Origin of the sequence: Proteiniphilum sp., from assembly GCF_040307845.1 — a bacterium.
GTDB lineage: Bacteria > Bacteroidota > Bacteroidia > Bacteroidales > Dysgonomonadaceae > Proteiniphilum.
In genome coordinates this window covers 33,788-50,758 of sequence record NZ_JAWRIS010000031.1, presented here as the reverse complement: position 1 = coordinate 50,758, position 16,971 = coordinate 33,788, and the positions used below count along the sequence as shown (strand labels likewise).

The window sequence follows — 16,971 nt, the reverse complement described above, 5'->3', positions numbered from 1 at the left end:
ACTTCGTCCGGATGAATCATCAAAGAAATTCCAGGTTCTTCCCCTGCGATGGATTGTAGAGAGAACATTCTCCTGGATCGAGAATTACAGGAGGATGACAACTGATTACGAGTATAAAACAGAGTCGGCAGAAGCTATGCTGCAAATAACATTTTGCCAGATCATGCTTAGAAAAATTAGGAAATAAATTCAAAACAGGTTCTTATATTAAGGATGATTTTATTGCCACTGCTTACACTAAAGAGCCAGATTTTAGAGTTCTTGCAGAGCATGTGGGTGAGACTTATCTGATAGTTAAATATAAAGACAAATCAGATTCATGCAAAATAACCGTGCTCCCCACTGATGGGGTCATCGAAGAGCCGGAAATATTATTCGGATCAGGAAAAGATATCATAAAATTAAAAGAAAAAAACACGCTCGAAAGTGAGGGGGAGACATTCCTTATTTACCGTATAGACCAATATAACAAGGTAGAGTACTATTTCAGAGACGGAGGTTTGTATTTAATACACAAATTTACAGGAACTGATCACTATGATAAAGCATATAATATGCTGAGGGAGATGTATCAATTTGTCGAGGACAAAGAAGGAAAGGTTTACAGAAAGCGGGATTTATGGGTAAAACTGACCAGAACGCAGGCGGACGGATCTTCTATTTACTATTCAAACATCCGTACGGAGTTGGGACTGTTTTTAGACCTGTACTTGTAATCTGTTGATTTATAGTAATGAATGTTATCCCAGGCGGATCACTCTTAAATAAAACCACTGGTAGTCAATTGATTATCAGGGTTTTTATTTACCCCGAAAGAATTCAAGCGGCTTTTGCTTTATATAAGCGGTTTTCCACACTTTTTTGTAAATGTGAGATAGGCATCGGTGTTTTCCACCGTTGCCTATCGCTGTGATAAATAAAATGTAAAAGCTGTGATAAATAAAATGTGTAAGGAGAAAAATTCCTTACTTTATTTTTTTTTATTTTTTTCCGCGTTTATCGCGGCGAGCGCATATTTGCTACTTATCTGCTGCCTCACATCCACTAATTGGTCGATTACGGCCTGCAACTCATCTTCAAACACCGGCTTGGAAAGAAACGCGTCGGCTCCGCATCTAAATCCTTTTATGCGTTCTTCCCTGGAACCGTAAGCAGAGAGCAGGATGACCGGTATGTGAGCGGTGGCATCCGATTTTTTTATCTCTTTACATAAATCATAGCCGTTCATCCCTGGTATTGTTATGTTTGAAATGATAACATCGGGCATGGTTTCAGCAACTTTTCGGATGGCTCCTTTTCCATTATCGGCAGTGAATATGTGGTAGTTTTCTTCCAAAAATGAAGAGAGATAATAGAACATATCCTTATTGTTTTCTATAATGAGTAACGATGGATTATTGTGAGGGATGTCCTCATCCGAGTAAGCAATCGGTTCAGATGACATTCCATCTAAATAAAGGGAGGACTCTTCCTCTTGTTTTTTCAAATGATACTGTTGAATAAGAAAGAGTATGAAACCGGTCAAAGCCGTAATAATTAATAAGACAACCTGTGTGGACTTTGTTTTATTTATCTCAATATTATCAAGTTGTACAGTCGGCAATGTTTTCTCATTTTCATTTGATTTCTTTTCATAAGTTGACCTGTCTATCGCATTGTAATTTTTCTCCGGGGATAGTATGTCTGTGGCTGATTCCATCATTCTCATATCCTCCGGGATGCATGCAAACAAAATAATGCATGAGGCAAAAATAAGCCATCTCTGTGCATACAGATTCAATATATGTTTTTTCTGTCGCATATAATGATAAATCTCTTATTATAAGTTTGATTACTGATATTTTTTAACGCTGTATATTTAAAAGCAAACAATTTAGTACGAGAAAAGACCACCAGACCCTCCTATATATTTTTTTGACTTGTCTTGAATTTGCAACCAAAAGTCTGTAAAATTAATAATATTGGCCATGGGTAGATGGTAAAATCAACAAAATCTTATTGCTGATTTTACCAAAATTAAAAAAACACGATACCCTATTATTTTTGATAAAAACGTACAATGGGTTGTCAATGGGATGATATTTTGCAAATAAGCTTATATTAAGGTGTTTATACCTGCGTGGGGTTGTTATTTTTCCATTTGTAGGCCGTAATTCCTGTGTATTTCACGAAACATTTGCTAAAATAACTTGTGTCGGTATATCCAACTTTTTCACTTACTTCTTCAATGGTCATATTTTTATTGGTTGTCATCAGCCTTTTAGCTTCTTCGATACGTAATCCATTGATCCATTCATTGAAAGTCTTCTGTTTTGAATTGTTGATATATTGCGACAGGTATGACTTGTTGGTGGAGATATGGGATGCTACCTTGGCAATGGTAATTTTCGGGTTGATGAATAACTTTTGCTGTTCCCACTTTTCCACGGCCTTTTCTATTTGGGAGAATGTGATTTGGGATGACTTTATTGGTTTTTCGTCCTCTTCTCTCAGTACCGGTCTCATGATATAGAAAATATTTTTGTAATTGAGAAAGTGGACGGCATAACCAGTATAGAAAAGAATGGCCAATATGTAGAATGGTATGATAATCTCCAAGGTGGTAAAGGAGATGATGATGACAGCCATACCGGAAATGAATAAGAACAGATAGGAGACATGTATCCATCTCAGGTGATCGGTCCCAACTTCGCTGAAGTAATTGTCCACTCTTTTCCGGTATTTCCTGTAGTGGATAAAGAAAAAGCGGGTAACGATCAGAAGAGTGAGTACAAAGAAAAGTAAGAGGCTATAAAAGAGAATAATGACTATTTTTTCACCCCAATTCAAAAGATTCGACAATATGGAGAGCAGACACAGGATAATCACAGGAATCAACTGATATATCAATAATCTGATTGATAAATACTTGTAATTGATCAGGGTCAGGCTTATGTATGTAAAGAGAAGCAGTTGGAAAGTGAAGAGAATGAGGATGGATATCTTGAGGGAAAGAATATCCAATTCCTGTAATCTGCCGGTTATGATAAATACGCTAAAGGCCGTGAATAGCAAATAGGTAAAGGCCATGATATATTTAGCCCTGTTGTAATTGCGAAGGTGCTTGTCTTGGGGCGTTGAACCGAAAGCAAATACCAAAGAGAGTATTAGCGTGGTCCAGAAAACTCCGGTAGCGAAAAAAAAGTGGAGATGGTCGATCATAGCTTTACCGGTTTAAAGTTTTGAAAAAATCAGATATTCCGCTCCAAACAAAATAATCACACCTCTATTGAATATCTTCGACTTTCATCTATTTATCTTGTCTTGTTTTAACAATAACAGGACAATATAGTTTCAAATATATAGATTTTTGTGAAAAGTTCCAAATAAAAATTGTTTCTAATATAAATGCTATTTCACTTTATGTTATCAGACAGGAAAAAAATGAGCTCATGTTTTATTTCTGGATGAATCAGTTTTGATGATATGGAATTAATCGCTATCTTTGCACCCGCAAATGCAAAAAAACAATTTTAAAAGAAACTACTAAATGGCAACAAAACTTCGTTTACAGAGGAGAGGACGTAAAAATTATCCCTTCTACCAGATTATTGTTGCAGATAGCAGAGCACCACGAGATGGAAAGTATATTGAAAGGATAGGTTCTTACAATCCGAACACACATCCTGCTACGATCACTTTAGATTTCGAAAGAGCTTTGTATTGGCTGCAGACAGGGGCACAACCCACCGATACTGTACGTAATATTTTATCGGAAGAGGGGGTATTATTGAAAAAACATCTTCTCGGAGGTGTGAAAAAAGGCGCTTTTGATGAAGCGGAAGCTGAAAAAAGATTCGAAGCATGGAAAAACTCGAAATCGCAGCTTGCCCAAAAGATTATGGACAAGGATGATGAGCAAAAGCGTGCTGAAGAAAAAGCTCGTCTGGATGCCGAAAAAGAGGTTAATAAAACCAGAGCCGAAGCTTTGGCTAAGAAAAGAGCTGAAGAAGAAGCTGCCAATGCACCTGCTCCGGTAGAAGAAGCAGAAGCACCTGTTGCTGAAGAAACTGTAGAAGTTGCTGAACCGGCAGTAGAAGAGGCTGCATCGGCTGAACCAGCAGTTGAAGAGACTGTAGAAGAAATCCCTGCTGAAGTAGAGGAAACTCCTGCTCCCGCAGAAGAAACTCCCGTAGCCGAGGAGGCACCCGCCGCAGAGGAACCTGCAGAAGTAAAGGGAGAGCCGGAAGCAGAAGAAGCCGCTGAAGAAAAACCTGAATAAATAAGTTAAACATACATAAGGAAAAAAGACTTGGTGCGTTTGCATCAGGTCTTTTTTGTGTCGCTTTTCATTTTTTACGCCACATTATTTTCTTCACTTTTCGTTGAATCCCAGGTTGAGTAGGATTGGCAAAATCATCTCATCTGCATGAAGCACCGTGTATGCCGGATATTCCCTTCGTAACGGATAGTTAGAGCGGAACCAGTAGAATTTTTCGGGTGCGGATTTCAGTGCAATGGTTTCCGTTAAAGGATGATAAGTGTGCCATACAGCATATTGAAGTTGTAGGTCGGGTGCGATTCCAGATAAGTTAATCGAGGGTCTTTCCGGAACGGGAATCGGTTGATATTGAATATTTTCAAGATTTAAATTAAAGAATTTATTTAAATTTTCGAGGCTCATTTTTGTGGCTGTCCATTTACCATCGGCACTATAACCGGCGATATGGGGCGTAGCAATGTCGGCCAGTTGAAGCAGTTCCCTGTCGATCTCCGGTTCATTTTCCCAGCAATCGATTACCACTCCGCTAATTTGTCCGTGATGGATTGCTTTTTTTAATGCCTGATTATCGGTGATGCCACCACGGGCTGCATTGATAATAAAAGGTTTTTTTTCGACCGAAGCAAGGAATTGTTCATCTGCCAGATGATGAGTTTTGTATTTGCCTGTTTTGGTTAGAGGAGTATGGAAAGTGATGATATCCGCTTCGCGTTGAATAGTTTCTATATTCGTAAAAAGGGCCGGACCTTCACTTTCTTCCCGTGGAGGGTCATTCAGCAATACCCGCATCCCGAGTTTCTTACAGGCGGCATCAACTTTGCTTCCTACATTACCGACTCCTACTATGCCAATGGTTTTTCTTGTCAGGTCGAACTGGTATTTATCGGCCAGATATAATAGGGAGGCGGTTATATATTGTTCTACAGAAGCAGCATTGCAGCCGGGTGCTGTACGCCAGTCAACTCCATGAGTATCACACCACTCCGTGTCGATATGATCAAATCCAATAGTGGCAGAACAGATCAACTTTACGTTGGTTCCCGTAAGGATCTCTTCTCCGAAATGGGTAACAGTACGTACGAGGAGCGCGTCCTTTTCCCTGATAGCTTCCCTGTTAAATTGATTTCCCGGAAGGTATTCCACCTCACCAAACTGTTCTGCAACCCCTCTCAAATAGGGGATATGTGCATCTGCCAATATCTTCATAGTGAAAAATTAAAAATTAAGAGTGAAGAACTTCATCAAATCATCAAATCGTTAAATCATCACATCAGCCAGATATTGATTCATTGCCTTGGCTGCCTTTCTTCCATCTCCCATGGCAAGGATGACGGTTGCTCCGCCACGCACGATATCACCGCCGGCAAAGATCATCTCGTCGGCAGTCTGCATGGTATCGCTGTTCACTACGATAGTTCCCCATGAAGTGACTTCCATTCCTTCAAAGCTTTGTGGAATCAATGGGTTGGGGGAGACTCCTACGCTTACGATCACCTCATCTACTTCCAGCCAGATTGTATCTCCTTCAATTGCGACGGGACGGCGACGGCCGGACTGGTCCGGTGCTCCCAGTTCCATTCGTTGTAATAACATTCTCTGTACTTGGCCACGTTCATCTCCTTCATAACGAAGAGGGTTATGCAGTGTATAAAATTCAATCCCTTCCTCTTTGGCATGCTTGATCTCCTCCACACGGGCAGGCATTTCTTCTTCTGAACGACGATAGATGATCATCGCTCTCTCGGCTCCCAGTCGCCGTGCGGTCCGTACGGCATCCATGGCGGTATTGCCACCACCGACGACTGCTACCTTTTTTCCCTTGTACACCGGGGTATCACTCTCCGGGTCGGCAGCCTGCATAAGGTTTACACGGGTAAGGTATTCATTGCATGACATGATACCTATCAGATTTTCACCGGGGATATTCATAAAGTTAGGCAACCCGGCACCACTTCCCACAAAAATACCTTTATAACCTTCTGCTTTGAGATCTTCCTCTGAAATGGTTTTGCCCACGATACAGTTGGTCTCGAACTTTACGCCCATCTTTTTCAGGCCATCGATTTCAATATCTACAATATCATTAGGCAGGCGGAACTCGGGAATACCGTAACGAAGTACTCCTCCTAATTCATGGAGCGCTTCAAATACGGTGACGTCGTATCCCAACTTCACCATATCCCCGGCAAAAGCCAGTCCGGCCGGACCGGAGCCTACCACGGCAATTTTAATCCCATTGGCCGGCGCTGTCCCGGGTAGGGAGATATTACCGCTCATGCGTTCATAATCCGCTGCAAACCGCTCCAAATGGCCGATAGCAACAGGTTCTTTTTTCAACTTCAACGTGTAGAAACACTGGCTTTCGCACTGCCGTTCCTGCGGGCATACACGACCGCAGACGGCGGGCAGGGCACTGGTTTCCTTTAGTGTTTTGGCTGCCTCCAAGAATTCACCCCGTTCGATATTTTTGATGAATTTGGGGATGTTAATCTCCACCGGACAACCGCTAATACAGGTCGGATCCACACAGTCGAGACATCTATGTGACTCGTTGACGGCCAGTTCGGATGTCAAACCGAGGTTTACTTCGTCATAACTACGGCTACGTACTACAGGATCTACTTCAGGCATTTTCACCCGGGGGATGGATACCCTTTCTTTAGTCTTTATCGATTTGCGCAGCGTTTCGCGCCACTCCTGAGCCCGCTCAGCTTTCAGATATTCACTCATATATTGTTCGTTCAGTTTTCAAAATTTTGGATATACCACTCAGCCACCTAACCACTTAATCACTTAGGCACTTAACCACCTAGGCACTTAATCACCCAACCACTTACCTATCATACGCCTTTAGCCGCATCAGCATCTCGTCGAAATCCACCTGATGGGCGTCGAATTCCGGTCCGTCTACACAAACAAACCGGGTCTGTCCGTCCACGGTGACACGACATGCACCACACATTCCGGTGCCGTCCACCATAATCGTGTTCAGCGATGCCACAGTGGGGATGTCATACTTTTTTGTCAGTTGTGACACAAATTTCATCATGATGGCAGGACCGATGGTGACACAGAGATCCACTTTTTCACGTTGGATCACTTTTTCCACTCCGGCAGTGATCAATCCTTTTTCTCCATACGAACCGTCGTCGGTCATGATGATCACTTCGTCGGAATGTTCCCGTACCTGTCCTTCGAGGATGATCAGTTCCTTCGTACGGGCGGCAAGTACCGCAACCACCCTGTTTCCCGCCTCTTTCATGGCTCGCATGATAGGTAGCATTGGTGCGATGCCCACGCCACCGCCGGCACATACAACCGTTCCGAAATTCTCTATGTGGGTAGCTTTTCCTAATGGCCCTACCATATCCGTAATATAATCTCCGGCATTGAGTTCACATAGTTTTTGTGATGATCTCCCTACCTTTTGAACGACCAGAGTGATAGTTCCCTTTTTTACATCGGCATCGGCAATAGTATAAGGTACCCGCTCGCCCTTCTTCCCCACGCGCACGATCACGAAGTGTCCGGCCCTGCGGCTTTTAGCGATCAATGGAGCTTCTACTTCAAACTTTACTACTTTATCGGATAAGTACTCTTTCGAAATGATTTTGTTCATGTTGTGTCGGATTCTTTAATCGGAGTACAAATGTAAGTTTTTTTTAGGGTCTTGTAAAAGAAATTAATGTACTTTTGTCGGGGTGATTATGATCTGTACGGTATAAACTATTTAGATATTGATACTTACCACCAATTAATAGATAAAATGAATATTAAATTTCCCTTTTTGCTTTGTGCGCTGTTATTTGTATCCTACCTGCCTGCACAAACGATCAGTAAGAAAGAGATCCGGCTGAGCGGAAATGCTTATGTCACTTCACATCGTGATGGAGCCCGAATTGGGCGCGATGGATTGGAGAAATGGACCGATCCAAAAAGCGAGATAAAGTCATTCATTTACTTTTCCAGGCCACAAACGATCCGGATAACGGTAAACGGTGTTCTCCATGAGGGGAAATCCAAGATAAAAGTGAGTGTAGAATCTCAACAAGACAAACCAAGACAAGTCCGGGATATCAAATTGAATGGTGGAGTGTTTAGTGTAGAATTGAAACCTTTCCATATTGTTGAGCCAGGTTATGCAGCGGTCACATTGCAAGGAGTATCCAAAACAGGAGCTGATTTTGGGGAAATCAAGTCGTTGACCGTCGAGAGTGATGATGAAAAAATTGTTTTCGTAGATGATTTTTCCGATTATTGGGGACGTCGGGGACCATCGGTGCATCTTTCCTATACCATGCCTGAAGACACTGTTGAATGGTTTTACAATGAAATAACCGTGCCTTTGCATAATGATGTGATTGGAAGCTATTATATGGCAAATGGATTTGGTGAAGGATATTTCGGGATGCAGTGCAACTCGGAGAATGAACGGAGGGTACTCTTTTCGGTGTGGAGCCCGTTCGAAACACAGGATCCGAAGCAGATTCCCGACAGCATGAAAATTGTGATGCTCAAAAGAGGAGAGGGTGTCCATTCCGGCGAATTTGGCAATGAAGGATCGGGAGGTCAGAGTTTCTTGCGATATCCGTGGAAGGCAGGGTATAGTTATCGTTTCCTTACCCGAGTGTATCCCGATAATAAGGGTAATACAACCTATACCTCGTGGTTTTTTGCTCCCGAAGAGAATCGATGGCGGCTTATTGCTTCATTCCTTCGTCCGAAGACCAATACTTACTATAAACGTGCCCATTCGTTCCTGGAAAATTTCAGTCCCGAGCAAGGATATCTTACGCGGATGGTCTTTTTCGGGAATCAGTGGTTTCTTACTAAATCAGGTGAATGGGTATCAGCAACGGAGGCTTTATTCTCTTATGATGCCACGGCAAAAGCAGGTGCCCGTATTGATTATCAGGGCGGATACGATTCACATTCGAAACGGTTCTACCTGAAAAACTGTGGTTTCTTCCATGATTCGACCGAATTTCATGCCAAATTTCAAAAAGCAGCCGGGAATCAACCCCCGGAGATAGATTTTGATAGGCTGCCATAAAAAGAGCCAAGAACCAATAACCAAAGACAAACACAAAAACGATAGAAATTCTGAAATTTTGCCATTTCAATAAAAACGTCTATCTTTGTATCAAAGGAGGGGAGAAATATTGTTGAAAAACATATTTCGTTACCGACACGTTTCCCACGTACTCGATAACAGCCCGTTTACTTTTGATTATTAATTAGTTTTCTAAAACTCGGGGTTGACCGGTTTTGACAGCGGGTAGAAGAGGTTTGTAAGCATGCAGTGCGTTGTCGGTTTGCACTTTAATCTCAAACGTCGAACCATTAACTGGCAATAATAACAATTACGCTCTTGCTGCGTGATCGAAGTATAGTAGATCAATCGCTTAATTCCGTCACAGGTGACGGAACAAGACATCACCCGGAAGCTGTGGCTTCGAAGCATTCCGAACAGGTGGTGCAGGTAAATCGGAGATAGGATAGGCGAGGCTTCGGCGCCTTTCCGAAATAAAGAAGATAAGGAGGAAGTATGGTGGCTTCAGTCGCGCTCCCTCCCGACAACCAAAATGAAGCTAAGCATGTAGAAAGCGGATTGCTTCCTCGTTTGGACGAGGGTTCGACTCCCTCCAGCTCCACGAATGTACGCTAACTGACTGATAATCTAAAAATTAAAACTGCTTGATTGTCTATGATGTGTCTGACAGACATTTAATAGACAGTTAAGCAGTTATTTTTTTATGAGCAGAACAAAAAAAGACATCATCTGGCCGCACTTAAATAATGCGGATGGCAATATCAATAAGGATTGGTATGTTGAATTTTCATTGCGTAACCCGGATACCGGCAAAATGGAAAGAAAGCGGATCTATGACGGATTTAATGATCTGGAAACGTATGAACTGAGAATGGATCACGCCCGGAATCTCATCCGGGATTATACGGAAAGGATTAAAAACGGTCAGATGTCAACACAGAAGATGATCGAGTACGAAGATGAGTTGATGTTTGACACAAACACATTCAAATCACGAAAAAGATTAGGAAAAGAGAATACCTTCCGGGTTCTCGCATCTGAGTTTTTCAAATATAAACGAAGTGAAGTTAGCAAAAAATCAATGCAATCGTATAAATCAAAATTACGCGCGTTTGAAAATTATCTGGAGAAAAAGAATTTACATGAGAAACAAATCAACTTAATTGATAATAATATAATCGTCAATTTCTTAAAGAATTTGGCTGATGAAGATGATTTGTCGAGGCTAACGATTGAAAAGTACCAGCAGATGTTGCATAGTTTCTTCGTTTTTTTAGTCAGCGTGAAGAAAATCAACATGGCCAATCCGGTACTCAATGTTCCTCGAATTGGACGGGTTGTCGATGAGTCGGCGCCGGCATTACCGATTGAGACAAGGAGATCGTTGCAAAAGAAGATCGAAAAAGAAGATCCTCAATTGTGGCTTGCCTGTTCTATGCAATATTATTGCGCCATCCGCCCTGGCACCGAATTGAGGTTAATGCGGTTAAAACAGATTAATTACCAAGCCCGGATAATCACCGTTAGGAATTATCTTGCAAAAAATTCACGGACGGAAGTCGTGGATATCCCTGAGCAGCTTTATAAGTTGATGGATGAACTCGATCTGGAGGCTTATGAACAAGAGTTGTATTTATTCGGGGAAAATGGAGAACCCGGGCCGAAACCGCTTGGTAAAAATGCAATGCGCTACCGGTTTAATAAGTGCCGCGATGATTTGGGCTTATCGAAAGAAATCAAGTATTATAGTTGGAAACATTCAGGAGCTCTGGAATTAAAAAATGCCGGCGCAAACATGTATGATATCCAACGTCATTTCCGGCACAAAAGCGTAACAACAACTGAAGGATACTGGAGGAAAAGACTTGGAGGTACTGGCGACAATATAAAGAATAACTTCCCTGATATATAATTTTTATACACCAACAGACCTACAAAAGTTTTATTCATTACTGAAAGAATAAGTGACCGGCCAGTGTGGCTGCGTTTTCCTCCCTGGTGACACGGATGTATTTGAAGAATGACTCCTCGCTTTTGTGGCCGGTTATCAACATGATGCGATAAGTCGGAATATTCTGAAGAAACATGTTAGTCGCAAAGCTTCGACGGGCTGTATGAGATGATATCAATTCCCATTTGGGGATTTCTTTTCTTATAACCTCAGTACCTACGGTCCGTTCCCAGAGTACCGGATCCGTTAATCCTACTTTCCTGGATATTTCTTTGATACACCGGTTAAAGTACTGTATACACCTGGGTTTTGGCAAGTTGTAATCATATTTCCTGAGCAATTCACGGACAAACCTGTGCATCGGTACAGAAACCACCACTCCCGTCTTTTTCGTCTTGATCCGGATCATATTTGTGTCCCGGTCAAAATTAGATTCATTGAGCCTTGAATAATCAGAGTAACGCAATCCGGTCATGCATCCCAAGATGAAATGATCCCGAACCTCTGCTTGGAACCTTGTCAATCTATCGAAGTAATAAATCCGTATAATCTCTGTCATGGACAGAAAAACAGACTCTACCTCTTCTTCTGCGACCGATACTTCCTTGTGTGAGTTATCCACGCAATACCCAAACAACATGGCCTTCTGGATCATTGCCTGTAATCGCTCAAGATGTCCTTTTACCGTATTTTGCATCAGCTTTTTTTCTGCTCTCAGGTAGTAAACAAAATTCTCGCAGAACTCCATACCGATGGAATCGGTATACACATCGGTTAATACGTCGATCCCATACAATTGACAAAATTTGGCAAGGTGATCCATCGTATTTAAATACATCATTTTATATCCTTCCGGTCTATGGCTCTTCTCAAGGTATTCACTTACAAAATCAACAAATATCTTGTCGACATCATAATAACGAGAACGCGAACGGGAAAGGTTCATCCTAAAAGGTTGTAATCTTATCGCTTCCATGATCCTAATCTGTTGGTTAAGGCAGAGAAACGGCCGCCATTTCCCGTTGCTATATCATATGTTGATGCCTGAGAGGATCAAATATAATCAGGAATGACAGCCGTTATAGCGTCAAAGATACAACTTTTTTCTTGTGCATTAAATGAATATGACTATTTACACCATGTTAAAACCATTATACTTACCTAAGATAAGCTCTCTTGTAAATCTACCTCCAAAATTAGTTATATATACCTCACCTGATTTTGAGCACCATATTCTACCATTTGAATTACCGAACCCCTTATTTTCTATGTTGTCTTTATATACTGTAGGAAAATAAAAACCATCCATCGTTAATTGCATATATGCGTAATCACCCCCACCAGCACCACCTGTGTGGCAAAAATGAATACCTATTGGTGAGCCTTCTTCCATAGGTCTTGTAAATGAAGGAACATAATCCAATCCTATGTGGATGTCTCCTACAGCTTCTCTAGGACTGTTCAACCCTTCAATACCTATCGCTTGTCTCGATACACAAGTTTCATTCATATCTGTTCCAAATAAATTACATTTTTGCATAGCAATCCCACTAACGTATTGCTCTCTTGGTTTCCCATTCTCAAAATCTAAATCAATTATTCTCCATTCAGTGTCCTCCCTGTAGTTTTCCAGAACTAATATCTTTCCAGATGCTACGCTATCTATATTATAATCTCCCATTAATACTATTATTGCATCTCTATATTGGTCAATAAAAACACCGTGTATGTGAGCTAAATTAATAGCTGTTGTACCAAATAACCCCCGAGCATAATCGCTATCTATGTTTAATATTTCATTGTATGTTTTGCCTGAATCTATAGATAATATTACACTTCCTTTTCCATATCCCGTTGCTCCAGCCGCTGAATACGTACTGAAAACCACGGTATCATCGTAAGCATCAAAAGCCCAAGTATCAATATGACTCCCAACTGTTGGAGTATGTGTATTAGATTCATTTATAATTGTTCTATTATTTGAAGTGTAGTAGTGCTTTACTCCCGATGTTATAAATACAAGTTCTCCACTTCCAAGTTCTCTAATAGCAACAGTAACGCCTACAGCTGTAGTTAATGTTTCCAGCTTAGAGTCATCCAACGTATATCTATCTTCTCCCTCAAATTCAGTTTTTACCAAACAACTTTCTAAATCGTAAGTATATTTAACTGTCAAATAGTTTAAGAAGATAAACATTTTATCGGTTGTTATTAGTTTTAATGTCCAATCCCCTAAATCAACAAACCTTTTTCCTAATAGCTTTGATTTTGAAGGTTTATGACCAACTATATTTTCAAAGTCTGACTTATTGACAGGATTTGAAGTATTCTTGCTTAACAAATATTCTCCAACTTTTATTAATCCCTCGGGATTGTCTAATATAGCTTCTTTTACCGTGTCATATTCTGCAACACCTCCGCCATTTTGATTTCCAGATGTATGTTTATTAATTAAAACATCTTGAACACCACGAGAATCTTTTGTAATTGAAGGTAATGAGACTTCAAGGTAATCAGATGGAGACCCAGTAAAATACACTCTAAGACTACCACCGGGATTATCTTCAGAAAATTCACGTTGTACTATATGATTGACATTCGGGTAAACATATATTCCTTCTTGTATAAGGGTATTTGTTATTACACCTGCGCTATTTATATGACCAGTCCGAGTCTTAATAACATCAACGCTTGTTTTATATTGAAAAGCAAATACGCCGTTATCGAAAACTTTATCATATTCTACTTCTATGAACTTCTCTGTTCCATCACCATATATCCTTATAGCTCTTTCACCTTCTTCATTTGTAATTACATTTTGAAAACCTTTCAGTTCAGGATTTTCAAAATAGTTATCCATTTCTCTGGGAGGTAGATTTTCAACCCATTCTCTATTGTAGGGATGACGTCCTAAATATAATTGTTTTACCTCTATACTTCCGCCTGATGGATGAAGGAATATATTTGTAAGCCCTGCTGGAAGCCTAAAAGACTCGTCCTTTTTTATATTGAAATATGTAATAGATGCATCCGAATTAAGGTAACCTATCCTCGGTGTACCCGTAATATTCCTAAAATCTGCAACACTGAAGTACCTATCATATGAGGTGGGAGGAACAGTCCATATTGACGTAGTTTTATTGACATTAAACCCAACATACTCGTCTTGAAACGTTACCTCATTACGCGTTGTCTGATATTTTAATAGACCTTCATCCAACAATTCATTAATAGGTGTATTTTTGACTAAATTGGTCAGGTTCACCTGATTATTAAAAAGCATGTCTGCCCCAAAACTTTTAACCGCTTTGGTTTTATTAGTCATAATACTTTCACTTGCAACTAATTCATGCAGTAATCCTTGACCAGATACGGTTATTCTTAATCTATTTATAGATGAAACGTTAACCTCGATATAGCCATAACCTCTGGTTCCTTGATGCCTAAATAGAGGCTGTGGATTAATTGCATTTAGATTAGTATCTGCATCTAAAAAAGCAAAATTAGTTACATTCACACCTGCTCCCACAGAAGAAATATCAGCTCTAAAATATATTGTCGTATATTTGCTTACGTCTAACACCTCCTGAATAGGGACTGCCACATCATGAGGATTTGGTAGTAACATACTTTTGTTTTCCCCTAAATACATTAGGTTGTCAACTGTTAAAGTTGGATTATCAATTTCATACTGCAATAATGTAGGTTCATTGTATCTATCCTTATTCCCTACATACATGTTGCGAACTAATGCTTGAGCATTGCCTTGTGATTTAATACTTATCACTGTGATATTCGCAATATTTTCGTCGAAATCCACTTCTCTCAAAACTCTAATACCATCCATGTTTTGAGTGATTTCTATATAGGCTGAATATCCTGTATATTGAATGAGGAATCTAATTTTATCGGTAGGAGTTTCAATCCCACTTACGGTGCCATCAAACACAATTGCAACCTTACCTGCAAATTTAGGAATTGTGGCTGACCAAGTTGGACCACCACTACCTGGATTTAAAAGCAATCCCTCATTTGTCTTTATCAAATTACTCCCCATTATGGGGAAATATCTAATAAAATTGATGTTAGGGGCATAGGATTGTGTAATTAAATCCTCATTAGCACTCACTTCACCCGCTAATTGAACTAAATTTTCATTCAACGTTTCAAAATTTTCATTGAAAGCGTCTTCTACTTCTTTGCCGGTACTTGGAGTTTGTCCGTTATAATTCGAATATATTTTTTTAAGTTCTGCCATAATTATATCGTATTAAGCGTTGATGCTGAAAATAAAAATCCATAACCGTTGGTGTTTCCGGTCAGCCAGATGGCTTCTCCGAAACTGAAATCGGGGAGGGAATCATCAATACCTGGAGAGTAATTACTGTCATTGTCTACAAGCCGGATGGTTAGTTGGACGGATCCAGGTTCGGTTGGGAATAGGCTATGAGAGAAGTTCTCGACACTGACCCTTATTTCGTGACTGGTCCCGTCCGGATCGATCAGGTATCTTTTATCACTCTGGAGCATGTCACGCATGAAAAGGAACTCTTCAAGCGACTTGTATCCAAAATCGGCTTTAACAACTTCCCTGATCCCTAACCGGTTGTTTTGTTCTATGTAATCATCAATATACCGGTCATAGGCCATGAATGCATTGTCTTCTGCAAATTCCGGTTCTGAATTTGCTTTGCCGGTAACTTCAAGCCTTTCAAAGGCGGAAAAAGAATTCCGAAATTCAATGATGTATTTATTAGGAGATTTTACCGGCTCTTTAATGGTGATATCGAAAACGAACCGGCCATCTATCATAACACCCAAAAAAGCGGGGATCTTCCGGTATGTATTATAACTGAGCCGTCTCAATACTTCAATATTGAACGCGTATACATCACCAGCGGTCATCAAGGGGAATGTAAATGTCTGGCCATGCTCCGTGACAACTGTGTAAGCCTTATCCGTTGCAATAAAATATAAAGGAGATAATTCATTTTCCTTTATAACTATATGCCGTCCGGAAGTCCGGGTTGTGAGGAAGAACTGCTTATCGGCATCCTGCAGCTTGTATGCGAAAATGTCGGTATTGTTATTATTGAGATGCCGGAGCATTTTTTTACCAACACCTCCCTGGAAAAATTTGCCTTGATATAATAAGTTTGATCCGGATCCGTCGTGGAAGCTTACGGAAAAACCCATTGAGAAATCATTTACCTTGCTGGCCAGTTGTGCCGGGTTTGATATGGAAGCTTTGAGCTGATAGGACCTGAGTAGTTCTGATATATTCAGGGTGGCATAGTATTGTGACGTCGCAAAATCGAGTACCGGTAACAAGATCCCATTGAATATTATATGATTCGAGATGCCATGGTATCTTTCAATCCGGACAATATAACGGAGTGGGTCCGTATTATCCGCACGGAGTTCGAAGGATACAGGATTATTGACTAAAACGTTTGCCGGTGGCTGTTTTGTGAATGTAATCATTTCGGAGTCACTTTTAATACAACGATGTCACCTTTCACATCATCATACGATTCAACCGTATGATCTGCAAGGAACAGGGTTCTGTCAACGGATTCAACCGTCAGGAATGCATAAAATTCTGATAATGACTTGCCGCTGTTTCCAGGGATTGCCCTCCATCTTGATACCAGGATATTTGTGTCCGTGATGGAAGGAGTTGATATGATTGTCTGTTTCCGCATA

At 40.6% G+C, this 16,971-nt stretch carries 13 protein-coding genes, 1 other RNA gene and 1 pseudogene; 6 read left to right on the top strand and 9 right to left on the bottom strand.

The annotated features are described in order from the left end of the window. A partial coding sequence (locus ABV001_RS07920) for a transposase (RefSeq protein WP_352422292.1) occupies positions 1-187 on the top strand: 187 nt, incomplete at its 5' end. Positions 188-332: 145 nt separating this feature from the next. Further along, positions 333-716 carry a hypothetical protein gene (locus ABV001_RS07915; protein ID WP_352422291.1) on the top strand — a complete coding sequence of 128 codons (384 nt, stop codon included), beginning with the start codon at positions 333-335 and terminating at the stop codon, positions 714-716. Positions 717-970: 254 nt separating this feature from the next. On the opposite strand, the gene ABV001_RS07910 is transcribed toward ABV001_RS07915, so the two are convergent. Both ABV001_RS07910 and ABV001_RS07905 read right to left on the bottom strand, forming a co-directional pair. Continuing rightward, the gene (locus tag ABV001_RS07910) at positions 971-1,801 is read right to left on the bottom strand and encodes a response regulator (RefSeq protein WP_352422290.1); all 831 of its coding nucleotides are present in this window, start codon (positions 1,799-1,801) and stop codon (positions 971-973) included. 308 nt (positions 1,802-2,109) lie between these two features. After that, complete coding sequence (locus tag ABV001_RS07905) at positions 2,110-3,201, bottom strand: helix-turn-helix domain-containing protein (protein ID WP_352422289.1); 1,092 nt, start codon at positions 3,199-3,201, stop codon at positions 2,110-2,112. Between the two features lie 328 nt (positions 3,202-3,529). On the opposite strand from ABV001_RS07905, the pseudogene ABV001_RS07900 reads away from it, so the two are divergent. Continuing rightward, positions 3,530-4,063 (top strand): annotated as a pseudogene (locus tag ABV001_RS07900) (30S ribosomal protein S16); the annotation flags it as partial. A gap of 291 nt (positions 4,064-4,354) precedes the next feature. Here the strand turns inward: ABV001_RS07900 and pdxB are convergent. The 3 genes from pdxB to ABV001_RS07885 form a co-directional block, all read right to left on the bottom strand. After that, positions 4,355-5,467 (bottom strand): 4-phosphoerythronate dehydrogenase PdxB, encoded by a 1,113-nt coding sequence (gene pdxB / locus ABV001_RS07895; protein WP_352422288.1) that lies wholly within the window; start codon positions 5,465-5,467, stop codon positions 4,355-4,357. Positions 5,468-5,518: 51 nt separating this feature from the next. After that, entirely contained in the window at positions 5,519-6,991 is a 1,473-nt protein-coding gene (gene gltA, locus ABV001_RS07890) for an NADPH-dependent glutamate synthase (RefSeq protein ID WP_352422287.1), read from the bottom strand. A 103-nt stretch (positions 6,992-7,094) separates the two neighbouring features. Further along, positions 7,095-7,880, bottom strand: coding sequence for a sulfide/dihydroorotate dehydrogenase-like FAD/NAD-binding protein (locus tag ABV001_RS07885; protein ID WP_352422286.1), 786 nt, complete (start codon positions 7,878-7,880; stop codon positions 7,095-7,097). Positions 7,881-8,027: 147 nt separating this feature from the next. Here ABV001_RS07885 and ABV001_RS07880 point away from each other — a divergent pair, with 147 nt between their 5' ends. The 3 genes from ABV001_RS07880 (at position 8,028) to ABV001_RS07870 (ending at position 11,226) form a co-directional block, all read left to right on the top strand. Beyond that, positions 8,028-9,314: a DUF3472 domain-containing protein gene (locus ABV001_RS07880; RefSeq protein ID WP_352422285.1), complete on the top strand. Its 1,287-nt coding sequence runs from the start codon at positions 8,028-8,030 to the stop codon at positions 9,312-9,314. A 201-nt stretch (positions 9,315-9,515) separates the two neighbouring features. After that, positions 9,516-9,918, top strand: a transfer-messenger RNA (tmRNA) gene (gene ssrA, locus ABV001_RS07875). 99 nt (positions 9,919-10,017) lie between these two features. Further along, complete coding sequence (locus tag ABV001_RS07870) at positions 10,018-11,226, top strand: tyrosine-type recombinase/integrase (RefSeq protein ID WP_352422284.1); 1,209 nt, start codon at positions 10,018-10,020, stop codon at positions 11,224-11,226. Positions 11,227-11,263: 37 nt separating this feature from the next. On the opposite strand, the gene ABV001_RS07865 is transcribed toward ABV001_RS07870, so the two are convergent. The 4 genes from ABV001_RS07865 to ABV001_RS07850 all read right to left on the bottom strand — a co-directional run bounded on the left by ABV001_RS07865 (position 11,264) and on the right by ABV001_RS07850 (position 16,970). Next, on the bottom strand, positions 11,264-12,241 hold the full coding sequence (locus tag ABV001_RS07865; protein WP_352422283.1) for a site-specific integrase: 978 nt from the start codon (positions 12,239-12,241) through the stop codon (positions 11,264-11,266). 156 nt (positions 12,242-12,397) lie between these two features. Further along, on the bottom strand, positions 12,398-15,523 hold the full coding sequence (locus ABV001_RS07860; protein ID WP_352422282.1) for a hypothetical protein: 3,126 nt from the start codon (positions 15,521-15,523) through the stop codon (positions 12,398-12,400). A gap of 2 nt (positions 15,524-15,525) precedes the next feature. Further along, the gene (locus ABV001_RS07855) at positions 15,526-16,749 is read right to left on the bottom strand and encodes a hypothetical protein (RefSeq protein ID WP_352422281.1); all 1,224 of its coding nucleotides are present in this window, start codon (positions 16,747-16,749) and stop codon (positions 15,526-15,528) included. Then, complete coding sequence (locus ABV001_RS07850) at positions 16,746-16,970, bottom strand: hypothetical protein (RefSeq protein ID WP_352422280.1); 225 nt, start codon at positions 16,968-16,970, stop codon at positions 16,746-16,748. Before ABV001_RS07850 ends, ABV001_RS07855 begins: the two co-directional genes overlap by 4 nt. Position 16,971: the final 1 nt, after the last annotated feature.

Bases quoted from the DNA above. Each gene is read 5' to 3' on its own strand.
- ABV001_RS07850 (WP_352422280.1), bottom strand. From the start codon at position 16,970: ATGCGGAAACAGACAATCATATCAACTCCTTCCATCACGGACACAAAT.
- ABV001_RS07905 (WP_352422289.1), bottom strand. From the start codon at position 3,201: ATGATCGACCATCTCCACTTTTTTTTCGCTACCGGAGTTTTCTGGACC.
- ABV001_RS07860 (WP_352422282.1), bottom strand. From the start codon at position 15,523: ATGGCAGAACTTAAAAAAATATATTCGAATTATAACGGACAAACTCCA.
- pdxB (WP_352422288.1), bottom strand. From the start codon at position 5,467: ATGAAGATATTGGCAGATGCACATATCCCCTATTTGAGAGGGGTTGCA.
- ABV001_RS07910 (WP_352422290.1), bottom strand. From the start codon at position 1,801: ATGCGACAGAAAAAACATATATTGAATCTGTATGCACAGAGATGGCTT.
- ABV001_RS07870 (WP_352422284.1), top strand. From the start codon at position 10,018: ATGAGCAGAACAAAAAAAGACATCATCTGGCCGCACTTAAATAATGCG.
- ABV001_RS07855 (WP_352422281.1), bottom strand. From the start codon at position 16,749: ATGATTACATTCACAAAACAGCCACCGGCAAACGTTTTAGTCAATAAT.
- ABV001_RS07885 (WP_352422286.1), bottom strand. From the start codon at position 7,880: ATGAACAAAATCATTTCGAAAGAGTACTTATCCGATAAAGTAGTAAAG.
- gltA (WP_352422287.1), bottom strand. From the start codon at position 6,991: ATGAGTGAATATCTGAAAGCTGAGCGGGCTCAGGAGTGGCGCGAAACG.
- ABV001_RS07865 (WP_352422283.1), bottom strand. From the start codon at position 12,241: ATGGAAGCGATAAGATTACAACCTTTTAGGATGAACCTTTCCCGTTCG.
- ABV001_RS07880 (WP_352422285.1), top strand. From the start codon at position 8,028: ATGAATATTAAATTTCCCTTTTTGCTTTGTGCGCTGTTATTTGTATCC.